We start from the raw sequence: 15,430 nt of genomic DNA, 5'->3' as shown, positions 1-15,430 counted from the left end.
GCCCTAAGAACCTCGACCGCGGTCCGGAACACCCGCTTTGCCCGTTCCGTTGCCGCTAGCGTTCTCGTCGTACCTCCTCGTCGGCGGTACAGACCCCCACGCCGGCCCCCACCGCCACCGGTCGCCCCGGTGGCGGCGGGGAAACCGGCAGCCCAGCAGCCCGAACGCCCCCCTCGGGCCCACGAACCGCACCATGGCCCCCCACCGCGCGTCCCGGCCGGAACCCCACCCCACCTCCGGCCGGGGCGCGCCTCTCAACCCGCCTGGGCCCGCCACTCCTCGGCGTACGCGTCGAAGATCGCCCGCAGATGGTGGCCGATCTTCAGGTAGTCCAGATCGTCCAGGTTGGCCAGCGACACCCGCACCGACCACTCGGGGCCGTCGAAGCCGCCGCCGTTGAGCAGCACCACCGACGTCTGCTCGGCCAGCCGGAACAGCGGGTCGACCGGCTCGTAGTTCTTCTCCAGGAAGTCGGCGAACGGCTTCCCGTGCACCCGCTCGGCCTCGGCCAGCAGGTCCAGCTCGATGTAGTAGGCCGCCCGCTTCGGGTCCTCCGACACCTTCATGTGCACGCCCTCCAGGAGGAGTTCGAGCCGTTGCCGGACAATGGCCCGGACGCGGTGCTTGTACGCCTGGCCCTCGTCCAGCATGTCGAAGAGCGAGAACAGCGCCATCATCACCTGCTGCGGGAGCGAGAGCCCCGCCGTGTGGTTCAGCGCCACCTGCCGGGAGTCCGCCACCATCCGGTCGATGAACCTCATCTTCTCCGGCTCCAACGACAGCGTTCCGTAGCGCCTGTTCAGCCGTTCCCTCTGCTCCGCCCCCTGCTCCCGGAGCATCGCGTCGATCACGTTGTCGTCGTGCAGCGCGATCACCCCGAGCCGCCATCCGGTCGCCCCGTAGTGCTTGGAGTAGGAGTAGACCAGGAGGGTGTTGCGCGGCAGGTCGGCGGCGAGCGAGCGGAAGCCCTCCACGAAGGTTCCGTACACGTCGTCGGTCACGATGATCAGGTTCGGGTTGCGCTCCCCGACGATGGACACGATCTGCTCCGCGACCCTGGTGGAGAGCGCCAGCGAGGGCGGGTTGCTCGGGTTGACGCAGCAGACCATCCGGATCGACGGGTCCGCCAGCTTGGCGATCTCCTCCTCCGGGTAGCGCCACTGCCGCACCCCCGTCTCGGTGAACAGGCTCGCCTCCACCCGCACCACGTCGAAGTCGTACGTGTCCAGCTCCGGGATCTCCAGGTACGGGGTGAACACCGGCACCATCAGGGCGATCCGGTCGCCCTTCGCCAGGATCCCGTTCTTCATCAGCGAGTCGAAGACGTAGCACATCGCCGCCGTGCCGCCCTCGGTCGCGAACAGGCTCAACGTCTGCCCCTCCGGCGGCCGGTGGTCGAACATCTCGTCCGCGATGTAGCCGCGCACGATCTGCTCGGTGTGGTGCAGGATCCGGTCCGGGACCGGATAGTTGTCGCCGATCGAGGAGTCCGCCAGCTCGTGCACGAACGCGTCCCGGTCGAAGCCGAACCGCTTCACCGCCAGGTCCACGCTCGCCTTCAGCAGCTCGATGCCCGGCAGCTCCGGATGCGTACGGACGAAGTGCTCGAAGCGCTCCGAACACCCCGACTCCTCCGGCATGCCGCCCAGGTTGTCGGCGGTCCACACCCGCCGGGACTCCGCGATCGCGAAGTAGCCGAGCGCGTGGTACGCCTCACGGGGCCCCGTGGCCACCCAGTTCGGGTTGCCGCGGCCCGCGTTCAGCATCGTCCGGGTCGACTTCCCCTTCTGTCCCGGCTGATCGCTCTGCGCGGCTGTCGCGATCTGGATGAACTTGTCCTTCAGCTCGAACGGGGAGAGCTGGGCGAACGACCGGATCTCTTCACGGCTGATGCGGGTCTTGGGCATGGTGGTGTCCACTCCGTAGCGGGTCAGTGGTTCAGCAGGACGATCACGGCCCCCCACACCGTCAGCAGGACGTTGCCGACGGCGTACGGGATGGTGTAGCCGAGGGTGGGGATCTGGGACTTCGAGGTCTCGTTGACGGCGCCGATCGCCGCCGTGGTGGTCTGGCCGCCCGCCAGGACGCCCATCAGGATCGGGAAGCGGATCTTCTGCACGTGGTGCCCGACCAGGAACCCGACGAGCAGCGGCACGACGGTGGCGACCGCGCCGAGCAGCAGCAGCCCCCAGCCGGCCGTGGAGAGCCCACTGGTGAAACCGGGCCCGGCGTTGATCCCGACGACGGCCACGAACAGGCAGAGCCCGAGCGTGTCCATGAACCACTGCGCACCGGGCGGCACGTTCCCGTACGTCGGGTACTTGCCGCGGATCCAGCCGAAGACGAGCCCCATGATCAGGCCGCCGCCCGAGGTGGACAGGGAGATCGGCACCCCGCCGGCCGTCAGCGCCGGGATGCCGATGCAGCCGCCGAGGAAGATGCCGAGGCCGACCCAGATCATGTCCGTCGCGAAGCTCGTCGGAACGGGCTTGCCCAGCGCCTTCGCCGCGGGGCCGACCAGGCGCTCCGGGCCGGTGAGGACGAGGGTGTCGCCGCGCTCCAGCTTCGTGGACAGCCGGTAGGGGAAGACCGCCCCCGCCCGGTACAGCCGGTCGATGTACACGCCGACCATGAACGGTTCCCGCCGCACCTCCTCCACGGTCCGGCCCAGCTGAGCCTTCTCCGAGACGACGACGTGCAGCGTCTCGGTGCGGTAGCCCAGCAGCGTCACGTCGTCGGCCTCGGCCCCGATGTGCGTCACCGCGTCGAACGCCACCAGGTCGCCCCGGATCGCGCTGACCGCGACGGTGTCGCCGAGGCGCAGGACGCGGGACTGGTCGTGCTCCAGGACCGTGCCGTCGCGGCGGATCCCGGTGAGGTAGACCCGGCGGCCCAGGGACTTCTGCTGCTCCTCGAAGTCCGCCACCGAGCGGCCCACCAGATCGGGCCGCTGGACGCTGTACGCGCGCAGCACCACCTCGTAGTAGCCCTCCCCCTCGTCCGGGCTCTCGTCCGGCGCGTCCAGCTCCGCCGCCAGCTCCGCGCTCTCCTTCGCCAGGTCGCGTCGGTAGAGCCTCGGCAGCGCGTTGGCCAGGAGCATCGCGCACAGGATGGTGCCCAGCGGATACGTCACCGCGTACCCGACGGCCACCAGGTTCTCCTGGGTCTTCACCTCGGCGGAGGAGAGGCCGGGCAGGGTGCCGATCGCGTCCTGGGCGACCCCGATCGCGGCCGACTGCGTCAGGGCCCCGCTCATCAGGCCGGCGCCGAGCCCGGGACCGTAACCGAGCAGGTTCGCGAACAGCCAGGACACCAGCAGCCCGGTCACACAGACGACCACCGCGTTGACGACCTGCGGCAGCCCGTCCTTCCGCAGCCCCTGGAAGAACTGCGGGCCGACCCGGTAGCCCAGGGCGAACAGGAACATGATGAAGAACAGGTTCTTCACCGTGTCGTCGATCTGGACCTTGAACTGGGCCCCGAGCAGCAGCCCGGCGACCAGGCAGCCCGTCACCGCGCCCAGCGCGATGGCCCGGTAGCGGATCTTCCCGAGCAGGAAGCCGAACGCGACCACGAGGAAGACGAGCAGCTCGGGGTGGGGCTGGAAGATGTTCCGGTTCAGGAAGTCGACCACGTCACGCCCCCAGTACGCCGACGAGGACGGGCCCGGTCAGCGGCAGCAGGAAGTTGGAGAGCGTGTACGTGATCGTGTAGCCGAGCAGCGGTACCGAGCTCTGGGCCACCTGGGTGATGGAGGTGATCGCCGGGGTCGAGCACTGCTGTCCGGCGATCGCCCCGATCAGGAGCGGCTTCTCGATCTTCAGCAGCTTGCGCCCGACGACCAGGGAGACCGTCGCCGGGACCAGCACCATCGCGATGCCCGCGAACGGCAGCAGCGCCCCGTACTCCTTCAGCAGCGGCCAGGCCTGGGGCCCCGCCGCCAGCCCCGTACAGGCGATGAAGACGGCCAGGCCCATGTCCTTGAGCGTGCTCGCGGCCTGCGGCGGGAACGCCCCGAAGGTCTGGCTGCGGGAGCGGAACCAGCCGAACACCAGACCCGAGATCAGACAGCCGCCGCCGGTGCCGAGCGACATCGGGACATCGCCGAGCTTGACGACGACCTGGCCGAGCAGGGAGCCCGCCACGATGCCGAAACCGAGGTAGATGAAGTCGGTGGCGTCGTTCTTCACGACCGCGCCGAGCTTCGCGACGAGCCGGTTCAGTCCGCCGCGGGCGCCCACCAGGGTGAGCACGTCGCCCCGGGCGAGGACCGTCTCCCCGCTGGCCGGCAGATGCTGGTCGTTGCGCAGCACGTCGGTGACGTAGACGCCGTCCTTGCGGAACTCGGGATGGCGCTTCTCCAGCCGGTCGATCGTCGCGCCGATCGTCTCCTTCTCGGTGACCGCGACCTGACTGGTGGCCAGCGGGGCGTCGAGCCCCGGCACGGCCGGGGTCTCCGGGCCGATCTCGCGGCCCGCCTCGATGATGGCCGCCCGCTCCCCGACCACCTGGATCAGGTCGCTGAGCGTCAGCTCCAGACCGGGGGAGGGCGTCAGGAGCCTGCTGCCGCGCTTGACGCCCTCGACGGTGATCCGGCCGCCCAGGGCGTTCTCCAGATCACCGACCGTCCGCCCGTCGGCCCGGGTCACCAGATAGGTGCGGCCGACCATGCCGGGCAGCGCCTCGCGCTCGTCGGACTCCAGCCCGCCCTGGCCGCCGCGCATCTTCTCCCACAGCTCGCGCGAGGCGTCCGCCAGATTGATGCGCATGAGCATCGGCATGATCTGGCTGGTGTACAGCACGATGGTGATCAGGCCGAACAGGTAGCAGACGGTGTACGCGGTGGCGACGTGCCCCTGGTACTGGCTGATCTGCTCGGAGGTCAGATCGTCGAGCTTGCCGATGGCCTCGGTCGCCGTCCCCACGACGGCGGATTCGGTGGCCGCTCCGGCGAGGATGCCGGACGCCGTGCCCACGTCCAGGTCGAAGGCCTCGGCGAGCCCGTAGGCGATCCCCAGGACGCAGACCAGCTCGATCAGGCAGAGCGTGAAGAAGCGCAGGCTCTTGCGGTTGAGGTTGGCGAAGAACTGCGGCCCGGCCATGTAGCCGAGCGAGAAGATGAACAGTGCGAAGAAGACGGTCTTGACGTCGTCGTCGACGCTGACGTGCCGGGTGCCCAGCAGCAGCGACACGATGAGGGTGCCGCAGATGCCGCCGAGCGTGATCGGGCCGACGCGGAGCTTGCCGACGAGGTAGCCGGCCGCGAGGCAGAAGAACAGGGCCAGTTCGGGATGGTCGCGCAGGACGCCCATCCCGCCTCACTCACCGGGGCTGGTGTCGGCGACCAGGATGCTCAAAAGGTGCATAAAGGAGAAATTAACAGGGGTGTGGTGCCCTCGCGGCTCGCCTTGCCCGGCCGCCCCCCGTTCACCTTCCGACGGAAGGGTGGCCCAACGCCCCCTCGGTGACGCTCCGGACATCCCTCGGCAACGGAATCGTCTTCAACTCTTGACACCCACCCCCTTCAGGCAGCAACCTTCCGGCAACGGCGCATGGGAGCGCTCCCACTCCAGGGGAGGGTCTCGCGCGCTTCCTCTTCCCGCACCAGATCCGACGCCCTCCGCCCTGCCTCGCGGAACGGCGCCGGTACCACCCCGGAACAAGGAGCAGTGGAATGCGCATCACCCGCAGCGTTGCCGGTCGACGCAGGAGAACCGCCCTCGTGGCCACCACGGGCCTCACGGTCACCGCCCTCCTCCTCACCGGATGCGGCGGCTCGTCCGACTCGGACAAGGGCGCCGACGCGGACGGCAACATCACCCTGACCCTCGCCGACTTCGGGCAGTTCGGGTACAAGGAGGCCGGGCTCTTCGAGAAGTACCACGAGCTGAACCCGAAGATCACGGTCAAGGAGGACACCACCGCCGAGGAGAAGAACTACTACCCCAAGCTCCTCCAGCAGCTGAACTCCGGCAGCGGCCTCGCCGACGTCCAGGGCATCGAGGTCGGCCGGATCAAGGAGATCGTCGACACCAAGGCGGACTCCTTCGCCGACCTCTCCCAGACGATCGGCGTGGACGAGTGGGTGTCGTGGAAGGCGAAGCAGGCCACCGCCCCCAGCGGCGCGGTCATCGGCGCGGGCACCGACATCGGCCCCATGTCCCTCTGCTACAACCGTGAGCTGTTCGAGAAGGCCGGGCTGCCCACCGACCGCGCCGAGGTCGCGAAGCTGACGGAGGGCGGCTGGGAGGACTTCCTGGCGCTGGGCGAGCAGTACAAGAAGAAGGCCCCCGAGGGCACGTACTTCATGGACTCCGCGAGCGCCATGTTCAACGCCGTGGTCAGCTCCAGCCCCGAGCAGTACTACGACGCGAGCGGCAAGCCGGTCTACGAGACGAGCGCCAGCGTCGAGAAGGGCTGGAAGCTCGCCGCCGAGGCCGCGTCCAAGAAGCTGACGCAGGGCCTGGCCCAGTTCGAGGACCAGTGGCAGGCGGCCCTGCGCAAGAGCACCGTCGCCACCGTCGTCTGCCCCGCCTGGATGGCCGGCCAGATCTCCACCTACGCCGGTGACGCCAACAAGGGCAAGTGGGACATCACCAGCGCCCCCGGCAACACCTCCGCCAACTGGGGCGGCTCCTTCCTCGCCGTCCCGAAGTCCGGGAAGAACGTCGCCGAGGCCACCAAGCTCGTCAGGTGGCTGACCGCCCCCGAGCAGCAGGCCGCCGTCTTCAAGGCGATCGGCGTCTTCCCGTCCAACCAGGGCGCCTACGAGCTGCCGGACGTGAAGAACGCGACCCTGCCGTACTTCAACAACGCCCCCATCGGCCAGATCTACGCCGATGGCGCGAAGTCCATCCCCGAGGCGGTCCTCGGCCCGAAGGACGGCGTGATCAAGGACTCCATCTCCACCCAGATCAACAACATGGAGCAGCGCGGCACCAGCCCCGACGACGCCTGGGACGCGGCCGTGCGGACGATCGACAAGGCCATCGGCTGACCTGATCCCCGACCGGCCGCGAGCCGGTCCCGCGCCGGGGTGGGCGGGCGACAACCGCCCGCCCCGCCGCCCGCCCACCCCTCCGGCCGCCCGCAGCTCCACTCCTCCAGCCGCCCCTCCGGCCGCCCCGGCCGTCCGTCGGCGCACCCAGGGAAGGACTCCCCGCCCGTGGCAACCTCGACCCCCACCCGGGATGCGTACGCGACCCCGCCCCGTGAACCGAAGAAGGAACCGCCCAGCGAACGGCGGCAGTTGTGGCGCAGCCGGCTGTGGCGGTTCGACGACAAGGCGTCCCCGTACGCGTACATCGCCCCGTTCTTCCTGGTCTTCGGGGCCTTCGGGCTCTACCCCCTCCTCTACACCGGCTGGATCGCCCTGCACCGGGTGGAGATGACCGGCCTGGACTCGATGGAGTGGGTGGGCTGGGAGAACTTCGACAAGATCCTGCACGACCCCGAGTTCTGGACCTCGGTCAGCAACACGTTCCTGATCGGCGTCATCTCCACCGTGCCGCAGCTCCTGGTCGCCCTCGGCCTGGCCCACCTCCTCAACTACAAGCTGCGGGCCAGCACGTTCTGGCGCACGGTCATCCTCACCCCGTACGCGACCTCGGTCGCCTCGGCCGCCCTCGTCTTCGCCCTGGTGTTCCGGGCCGACGGCGGGCTGCTGAACTGGACGCTCGGCCTGGTCGGCTTCGACCCGGTCAACTGGGCCAACGGGCACTGGACGTCGAAGCTGGCGATCTCGATCATCGTCATCTGGCGCTGGACCGGGTACAACGCGCTGATCTACCTCGCCGCCATGCAGGCCGTCCCCAACGACCTCTACGAAGCGGCCTCCCTGGACGGGGCCTCCCGCTGGCAGCAGTTCCGCAAGGTCACCATCCCCTCGCTGCGGCCGACGATCCTGTTCACCATCGTCATCTCCACCATCGGCTCCATGCAGCTGTTCGGCGAGCCGCTGCTGCTGGAGGGCGGCGCGCTGGGCGCCACCGGCGGCAACGAGAACCAGTACGAGACGCTCAGCATCTACCTCTACAACTACGGCTGGAACCTCGGACATCTCGGTCCGGCCGCCGCCGTCGCCTGGGCGATGCTCGCCCTCCTGCTGATCATCGCCGCGGCCAACTGGTTCATCGGCCGATTCGTCCGCAAGTCCGCGGTCTGACCGGGAGCGCATCCATGACCCTGACCAGCCCCACGCACCCCGCCCCCGTGAAGCTCGCGCCGGCCCCGCAGGGCGGCGCCCCGCGGCGGCCCAGCCGCTTCCGGATGGGCGCCGGCCAGCAGCTGAAGGGCGGCCCGTTCGCGTACATTGCGCTCGCCGTCGTCGGCTTCGGCTCGCTGCTGCCGCTCTACTGGACCCTGGTCGCGGCCTCCCGCACCCAGGACGAGGTCCTCGCCGCCACCCCGCCGTTCCTCCCCGGCGGGAAACTGCTGGAGAACCTCCAGACCGCCTGGGAGCAGGCCAACCTCGGCACGGCGATCCTCAACAGCGTCATCGTCTCGTCCTCGATCACCCTCGCGACGCTCTTCTTCTGCACGCTCGCCGGCTACGCGTTCGCCAAGATGCGCTTCCGGGGCCGCGGCTGGCTGATGACCGCGGTCATCGCCACCCTCACCATCCCACCGCAGCTCAGCGTCGTCCCGCTGTTCATGATGATGTCCGGCCTCGGCTGGGGCGGGCAGCTCGAATCCGTGATCTTCCCGACGCTGGTGAGCGCGTTCGGCGTCTTCTTCATGCGCCAGTACCTGATCGAGGCGCTGCCGTACGAGCTGATCGAGGCGGCCAAGATCGACGGCGCGAACAACCTCCGCATCGTGGTGAGCGTGGTGCTGCCGGTGGCCCGCCCCGCGATGATGGTGCTCGGGATGCTCACCTTCGTCCAGGCGTGGAACGACTTCTTCTGGCCCTACCTCGCCCTCAACCAGCAGAACCCGACCCTTCAGGTGGCCCTCGGCCAGCTCAGCGCCTCGTACACCCCCGACCAGTCCATCGTGATGGCGGGCGCGCTGATCAGCACGCTGCCGCTGCTGGTGGTGTTCGTGGTCTTCGGCAAGAAGATCGTCGGCGGGATCATGTCCGGCGCGGTGAAGGGCTGACCCTCCCTCGCCCGGCGTCCTCTCCACCTCCTTCCCACCCCTCACTTCCCCAGGGAGCGCTCCCACATGACAGTCGTCCGACCTGACACGGTCCCGCAGCAGGCCCCCGCCGCCACGGCCCCCTTCCCGACCGGTTTCCTCTGGGGCGCGGCCACCGCCGCCTACCAGGTGGAGGGCGCGGCGGCCGAGATGGGCCGCACGCCCTCCATCTGGGACACCTTCAGCCACACGCCCGGCCGGACCCTCGGCGGGGACACCGGGGACGTGGCGGCCGACCACTTCCACCGCTACCGCGACGACGTCGCCCTGATGAAGCGGCTCGGACTCCAGGCGTACCGCTTCTCGGTCTCCTGGTCCCGCGTCCAGCCCACCGGCCGGGGACCCGCCGTGGAACGCGGCCTCGACTTCTACCGCTCGCTCGTCGACGAGCTGCTCCTCGCCGGCATCAAGCCCGTCGCCACGCTCTACCACTGGGACCTGCCCCAGGAGTTGGAGGACGCGGGCGGCTGGCCCGAGCGGGCGACGGCCGAGCGGTTCGCGGAGTACGCGGCCATCATGGCCCGCGCCCTGGGCGACCGCGTGGGGATGTGGACCACGCTGAACGAACCCTGGTGCTCGGCCTTCCTCGGTTACGGCTCCGGGGTCCACGCCCCCGGCCGCACCGAACCGGCCGCCGCGCTGCGGGCCGCCCACCACCTCAACCTCGCCCACGGCCGGGCGACCGAGGCGCTGCGCGCGAACCTCCCCGCTGCCGCGCAGACCTCGGTCACCCTCAACCTCCACCAGGTGCGCCCGCTGACCGGCAGCGAGGCGGACGCGGACGCGGCCCGCCGGATCGACGCGGTGGGCAACCGCGTCTTCACCGGTCCGATGCTGAAGGGCGCGTACCCGGAGGACCTGCTGGCCGACACCGAACGCATCGTCAACTGGGGAGAGCTGGTCCGCGACGGCGACCTCGCCGCGATCGCCGCCCCGATCGACGTGCTCGGCGTCAACTACTACACGCCCACCATCGTCAGCACGCCCGCCTCCGGCGCGGGGGACACCCGCAACGACGGCCACGGCAGCAGCGACCACTCCCCGTGGCCCGGCTCGGAGCACGTCGCCTTCCACCTCGCCGAGGGCCGGCCGGTCACCGCGATGAACTGGTCGGTCAAGCCGGAGGGGCTGTACGACCTCCTCATGGACGTCTCGCGCGAGCACCCGGAGCTGCCGCTGATGGTCACCGAGAACGGCGCCGCCTTCGACGACGCCCCGGACGCGGACGGCCGGGTCCACGACCCGGAGCGGATCGCCTATCTGCGCGGCCACCTGGAGGCGGTGCGCCGGGCGGCGGCCGACGGCGCCGACGTACGGGGCTACTTCCTCTGGTCGCTGATGGACAACTTCGAGTGGGGCTACGGCTATGCGAAGCGCTTCGGCGCGGTCTACGTCGACTACGAGACCCAGCTCCGTACGCCGAAGTCCAGCGCCCACTGGTACGGCGAGGTCATCGCCCGCCACGCGCTGCCCCCGGAGGCCTGACCCGGCGGCAGCCCGTTGAGAGCGGTGGGCCCGGTCGACCCCGACCGGGCCCACCGCCTTTCCGTCCCCTTCTTGGGAGCGCTCCCAATACACTGTCCGTACGCTCGTCGGGGTGATCGGTCCAGGACTTGGATTGACTGTACGGCTGTGAGAAATTGACCGGGAACGGGGAGGCGGCCATGGCGGCATCGCGAGTACGGAACGGCGGGCGGCCCACGCTCGAAGAGGTCGCGGCACGGGCCGGGGTCGGCCGGGGCACCGCCTCACGGGTCATCAACGGCTCGCCCCGGGTCAGCGACGCCACCCGGCAGGCCGTCGAGGCGGCCGTCGCCGAACTGGGGTACGTCCCCAACCGCGCCGCCCGCGCCCTGGCGGGCAACCGCACCGACGCCATCGCGCTGGTGGTCCCCGAGCCGGAGACCCGCTTCTTCGCCGAGCCCTACTTCTCCGCCATAGTGCGCGGTGTCGGGGCGGCCCTGGCCGACACCGAGATGCAGCTGCTCCTCACCCTCGTCGGCAACGACCGCGAGCGCCGCAGGCTCGCCCAGTACCTCACCGCCCACCGCGTCGACGGGGTCCTCCTGGTCGCCGTGCACGCCGATGACCCGCTGCCGGAGCTCCTGGAGCAGCTGGGCATGCCCTGCGTGATCAGCGGCGCCCGGCACGCGGCCGAGACGCTGCCCTCGGTCGACTCCGACAACTTCGAGGGCGCGCGGGCCGCCGTGGAGCACCTGGTCTCCCGGGGCCGCCGCCAGGTGGCCACCATCACCGGCCGCCTGGAGGTCTACGGCGCCCAGCGCCGCCTGGACGGCTACCGCGCCGCGGTCTCCGCCGCCGGCCTGGCCCCCGACGAGCGCCTGATCGCCCCGGCCGACTTCACCGAGGAGGGCGGCGCCCGGGCCATGCGCGACCTCCTGGCCCGCCGCCCCGGCCTCGACGCCGTCTTCGTGGCCTCCGACGTGATGGCCGCGGGCGCCCGCCAGGTCCTGCGCGAGGCGGACCGCCGCATCCCCGAGGACGTGGCCCTGATCGGCTTCGACGACTCGGTGGTCGCCCGCCACATGCACCCGGCCCTCACCAGCGTCCGCCAGCCCATCGAGGAGATGGGCCGCCGGATGGCCCAGCTCCTCCTGGACGAGATCGCGGGCCGGGCCCCGGGCGACGAGCGCCCCTCGGTGGTCCTGCCCACGGAGCTGGTGGTCCGCGACTCGTCGTGACGGCCGGCGGGGCGGCGGCGGTCCCGGCCGCACGGTCGGGACCGGCCCGTACCGAGCCGTCCCCGGGCCGGGGCGCAGCGGACCCGAGCGGGACCTGAGTGCGGCCTGGGTGCGGCCTGAGCGGGACCGACCCCGTACCGAGCCGTCCCCGGGCCGCTCGGTGCGCGCGGGGCCTTCCGGGGGGTCTTTCAGTGGTATGGACATGACCAAAGGACAGGACTAACCTCCGTCTTGGTCTAGACCAAGTGCGGTGAGTCGCCGCACGCCGGTCCCTCTGTCCGCCAAGCTCCACCCCTCACCTCAGGAGCACCACATGCGCAGAAAGATCACCTCCTTACTCCTCGGCCTCGGTATCGCCGGAGTCTCCCTGCTGGCCACCTCCGGCAGCGCCCAGGGCCACGGGTACACCGACTCGCCGGTCAGCCGGCAGCAGCTCTGCGGCAACGGCACCGTCCGCAACTGCGGGCAGATCCAGTGGGAGCCGCCGAGCGTCGAGGGCCCCAAGGGCTTCCCGGCGCGCGGCCCCCGCGACGGTCTGATCTGCGCCGGGGGCAACCAGCGGTTCGCCGAGCTGGACGACCCGCGCGGCGGTGCCTGGCCCGCCTCCGCCGTGAGCGCCGGGGCGAGCCACACGTTCCGCTGGCGGATCACTGCCCGGCACGCCACCACCGACTTCCGGTACTACGTCACCAAGGACGGCTACGACCCGTCGAAGCCCCTGACCAGGGCCGACCTGGACCCGCAGCCCTTCCTGACCGTGCCGTTCGGCGGCCGGCAGCCGGGGGCGACGGTCACGCACGCGGGCAACCTGCCGCAGAAGTCGGGCAAGCACCTGATCCTCGGCGTCTGGACCATCGCGGACACCGGCAACGCGTTCTACGCCTGCTCCGACGTCACCTTCTGATCCACCGGGCCGCCCGGGCGACCGGAGCGCCCGATCTCCCGGGCGGCCCACCACCCCGCACACATGAAGAAGGGCCCCGGTCCACAGACCGGGGCCCTTCCCTCAGGGTGAGTAACGGGACTTGAACCCGCGACATCCTGGACCACAACCAGGTGCTCTGCCAGCTGAGCTATACCCACCATGTCGCCCGGTCGTTTCCGACCGGCCGAGAAAAAGTGTACAGGGTCCGGGAGGGTGCTCGCGCCCCCGTTTCCCGGGGCCGGTCCACGGGCGCTCTCGCGCCCGTGACCAGCGGGTTCCTACGGTGCGGCCGGAGCCGACAAGCGCGCCGCGATCTCCTTGGCGCGCTCGGAGTCCGGGCCGGGCTGCGGCACGAAGACCGCCTCCCGGTAGTAGCGGAGCTCCGTGATGGAGTCACGGATGTCCGCCAGCGCCCGGTGGTTGCCGTTCTTGGCCGGGCTGTTGAAGTACGCCCGGGGGTACCAGCGCCGGGCCAGCTCCTTGACCGAGGACACGTCCACGATCCGGTAGTGGAGGTAGCCCTCCAGCTCCCGCATGTCCCGCGCCAGGAATCCCCGGTCGGTGCCGACCGAGTTCCCGCAGAGCGGGGCCTTGCCGGGCTCCTTCACGTGCTCGCGGACGTAGGCCAGGACCTGCTCCTCGGCGTCCGCCAGGGTGGTGCCCCCGGCCAGCTCGTCGAGGAGGCCCGAGGCGGTGTGCATCTGCCGCACCACCTCGGGCATGGTCTCCAGGGCCGCGTCCGGCGGGCGGATCACGATGTCCACCCCTTCGCCGAGCACGTTCAGCTCCGAGTCGGTGACCAGGGCGGCCACCTCGATGAGTGCGTCGTCCGCCAACGAGAGCCCGGTCATCTCGCAGTCGATCCACACCATGCGGTCGTTCATGCGCCCCACCCTACGGGGCACTCCGCTGTCCCGGCAGGGCCGGGCGCCCGGGAACGTACGCGTCAGGTCCGGGCAGGGACAGCTCCCCGGACCCCACCGAGGCCGCCACGGCGACGGCCGCGGAGGACAGGGTCGAGCCCCGGCGTCCGGACGGTGGCCCCTGGCTGGGCACCATCGTCTCGACCACCGTCGCGGCGCTCTCCGCCACCCCCTGCGGACGGCGGGCCCGGTAAGCGGCCCGGTACGCGGCGGGGGAGGAGCCGAGCTGGCGGCGGAAGTGCCCGCGCAGCGCGACCGGGGAGCGGAAGCCGCAGCGGCCGGCGACCTCGTCGACCGAGTAGTCGGAGGTCTCCAGCAGCCGCTGCGCCTGCAGCACCCGCTGGGTGATCAGCCACTGCAGCGGTGCGCTGCCGGTGAGTGAACGGAACCTCCGGTCGAAGGTCCGCCTGCTCATGTAGGCGCGCGCGGCGAGCGTCTCCACGTCGAACTGCTCGTGCAGATGCTCCAGGGCCCAGGCCACGACCTCGGCGAGCGGGTCGGAGCCGATCTCCTCCGGTAAAGACCTGTCCAGGTAGCGCTCCTGCCCGCCACTGCGCCGTGGCGGCACGACGAGCCTGCGGGCGAGTGCCCCCGCGGCCTCCGTGCCGTGGTCGGTGCGGACTATGTGGAGGCAGAGATCGATCCCGGCGGCGGTGCCGGCGGAGGTGAGCACATCCCCGTCGTCCACGAACAGTTCGCGCGGATCGACGTGCACCGACGGATAGCGCTTGGCCAGCGTCGGCGCGTACATCCAGTGGGTGGTGGCCGGCCGGCCGTCCAGCAGGCCGGCGGCCGCGAGCACGAAGGCTCCCGTGCACAGACCGACGATGCGGGCGCCCTCCTCGTGGGCGCGCCGCAGCGCGTCCAGTGCCTCGGCGGGCGGCGGCGAGGTGATCGACCGCCAGGCGGGCACCACCACGGTGCCGGCTCTGCTGATCGCCTCCAGGCCGTACGGCGCGGTGAGTTCGAGCCCACCGGTGGTGCGCAGCGGTCCTTCCTCGCCGCCGCAGACCAGCAGGCGGTAGCGGGGAACTCCCGCGTCCTGCCGGTCGATTCCGAAAACGGAGAGCGGGATGGAGCTCTCGAAGATAGGGCCGCCGCTGAACAGCAGCACGGCAACGACTTCCCGGCGTCGCCGCCCGGTCAGCTTGCGTGCGGCCTCCGTCGCGGCGGCGGAGTCCTGGCTCATGACGCTAAGCCCCCCTCGGTGTTCGCGTCTCCCTGGTCCTTACGGGCCTGTCGCTCCTGCACGTTTCCCCTCGGTGTCGCACGTGTCCCCAGTCTCCGATTTCCAAGATCGAATCTACTGCGTCGCGTGGTCCCGCCGTGACACCTTCCCCCACCAGCTCAATGTCGATAAGGAAACGTGGCGTGAAGCGTTCGATCACGAAGCGTTTCACTCGCGAAGCGCACAGGGAAGTGCCCTTCGACAACGTGGCCCGTCCGCGTCGGGTGAAAGCGTACCGCGCGGTCCGTTCCTGCCTGGTGGGCGGTGGGGTGTCCGGCCATCCCGCGAAGGGTTCGGCACCCGGGTGAAGTTGGCTTAAAACCATTGGTTGCGTGTGCTGTATCCGGTCACGCCGGGCGCACAACCGTCGCCTGAAGGCCGCGCCGGTGCGCTCCCTCACCGCCGGGAACGATGGCGTGTTCGGATCGCCGCGGAGGGATGCGGGGGCTCGTCGCGGGGCGGGCGGGGCCCCGGCCGCGCAGGGCCGGATTACCGACCGATGGGCCCTGCGGCA

General features: G+C 70.6%; 11 protein-coding genes and 1 tRNA gene. 6 read left to right on the top strand and 6 right to left on the bottom strand.

Annotated features, from left to right (window positions below):
• Window positions 1-254: 254 nt before the first annotated feature.
• Genes DTB53_RS12810 through aspT (DTB53_RS12800) form a run of 3 tightly spaced genes read right to left on the bottom strand, consistent with a single transcriptional unit; the run spans window position 255 to window position 5,312 of the window.
• Window positions 255-1,907, bottom strand: coding sequence for a bifunctional aspartate transaminase/aspartate 4-decarboxylase (locus tag DTB53_RS12810; protein ID WP_003968977.1), 1,653 nt, complete (start codon window positions 1,905-1,907; stop codon window positions 255-257).
• Window positions 1,908-1,930: 23 nt separating this feature from the next.
• Entirely contained in the window at window positions 1,931-3,634 is a 1,704-nt protein-coding gene (gene aspT / locus DTB53_RS12805; protein ID WP_012380825.1) for an aspartate-alanine antiporter, read from the bottom strand.
• Window position 3,635: 1 nt separating this feature from the next.
• Window positions 3,636-5,312 (bottom strand): aspartate-alanine antiporter, encoded by a 1,677-nt coding sequence (gene aspT, locus DTB53_RS12800; RefSeq protein WP_012380826.1) that lies wholly within the window; start codon window positions 5,310-5,312, stop codon window positions 3,636-3,638.
• A gap of 362 nt (window positions 5,313-5,674) precedes the next feature.
• Here aspT (DTB53_RS12800) and DTB53_RS12795 point away from each other — a divergent pair, with 362 nt between their 5' ends.
• From DTB53_RS12795 to DTB53_RS12770, 6 genes are all read left to right on the top strand, one after another.
• Window positions 5,675-6,997, top strand: coding sequence for an ABC transporter substrate-binding protein (locus tag DTB53_RS12795; protein WP_012380827.1), 1,323 nt, complete (start codon window positions 5,675-5,677; stop codon window positions 6,995-6,997).
• A 168-nt stretch (window positions 6,998-7,165) separates the two neighbouring features.
• The gene (locus DTB53_RS12790; RefSeq protein ID WP_012380828.1) at window positions 7,166-8,164 is read left to right on the top strand and encodes a carbohydrate ABC transporter permease; all 999 of its coding nucleotides are present in this window, start codon (window positions 7,166-7,168) and stop codon (window positions 8,162-8,164) included.
• A gap of 14 nt (window positions 8,165-8,178) precedes the next feature.
• On the top strand, window positions 8,179-9,099 hold the full coding sequence (locus DTB53_RS12785) for a carbohydrate ABC transporter permease (protein ID WP_012380829.1): 921 nt from the start codon (window positions 8,179-8,181) through the stop codon (window positions 9,097-9,099).
• 66 nt (window positions 9,100-9,165) lie between these two features.
• Window positions 9,166-10,623: a GH1 family beta-glucosidase gene (locus DTB53_RS12780; protein ID WP_012380830.1), complete on the top strand. Its 1,458-nt coding sequence runs from the start codon at window positions 9,166-9,168 to the stop codon at window positions 10,621-10,623.
• 179 nt (window positions 10,624-10,802) lie between these two features.
• Complete coding sequence (locus DTB53_RS12775) at window positions 10,803-11,840, top strand: LacI family DNA-binding transcriptional regulator (RefSeq protein ID WP_003968984.1); 1,038 nt, start codon at window positions 10,803-10,805, stop codon at window positions 11,838-11,840.
• Window positions 11,841-12,153: 313 nt separating this feature from the next.
• Window positions 12,154-12,744 carry a lytic polysaccharide monooxygenase auxiliary activity family 9 protein gene (locus DTB53_RS12770; protein ID WP_003968985.1) on the top strand — a complete coding sequence of 197 codons (591 nt, stop codon included), beginning with the start codon at window positions 12,154-12,156 and terminating at the stop codon, window positions 12,742-12,744.
• 106 nt (window positions 12,745-12,850) lie between these two features.
• On the opposite strand, the gene DTB53_RS12765 is transcribed toward DTB53_RS12770, so the two are convergent.
• The 3 genes from DTB53_RS12765 to DTB53_RS12755 all read right to left on the bottom strand — a co-directional run bounded on the left by DTB53_RS12765 (window position 12,851) and on the right by DTB53_RS12755 (window position 14,877).
• Window positions 12,851-12,923, bottom strand: a tRNA-His gene (locus DTB53_RS12765).
• Window positions 12,924-13,043: 120 nt separating this feature from the next.
• Window positions 13,044-13,649 (bottom strand): oligoribonuclease, encoded by a 606-nt coding sequence (gene orn / locus DTB53_RS12760; protein WP_003968986.1) that lies wholly within the window; start codon window positions 13,647-13,649, stop codon window positions 13,044-13,046.
• Window positions 13,650-13,659: 10 nt separating this feature from the next.
• Window positions 13,660-14,877, bottom strand: a complete 1,218-nt coding sequence (locus DTB53_RS12755; RefSeq protein WP_003968987.1) for a helix-turn-helix domain-containing protein — start codon at window positions 14,875-14,877, stop codon at window positions 13,660-13,662.
• Window positions 14,878-15,430: the final 553 nt, after the last annotated feature.

Source organism: Streptomyces griseus, from assembly GCF_900460065.1.
In the GTDB taxonomy this organism is placed as follows: Bacteria; Actinomycetota; Actinomycetes; order Streptomycetales; family Streptomycetaceae; genus Streptomyces; species Streptomyces griseus.
The sequence above is the reverse complement of the archived record's forward strand: the minus strand, read 5'-3'. Positions and strand labels throughout refer to the sequence as shown.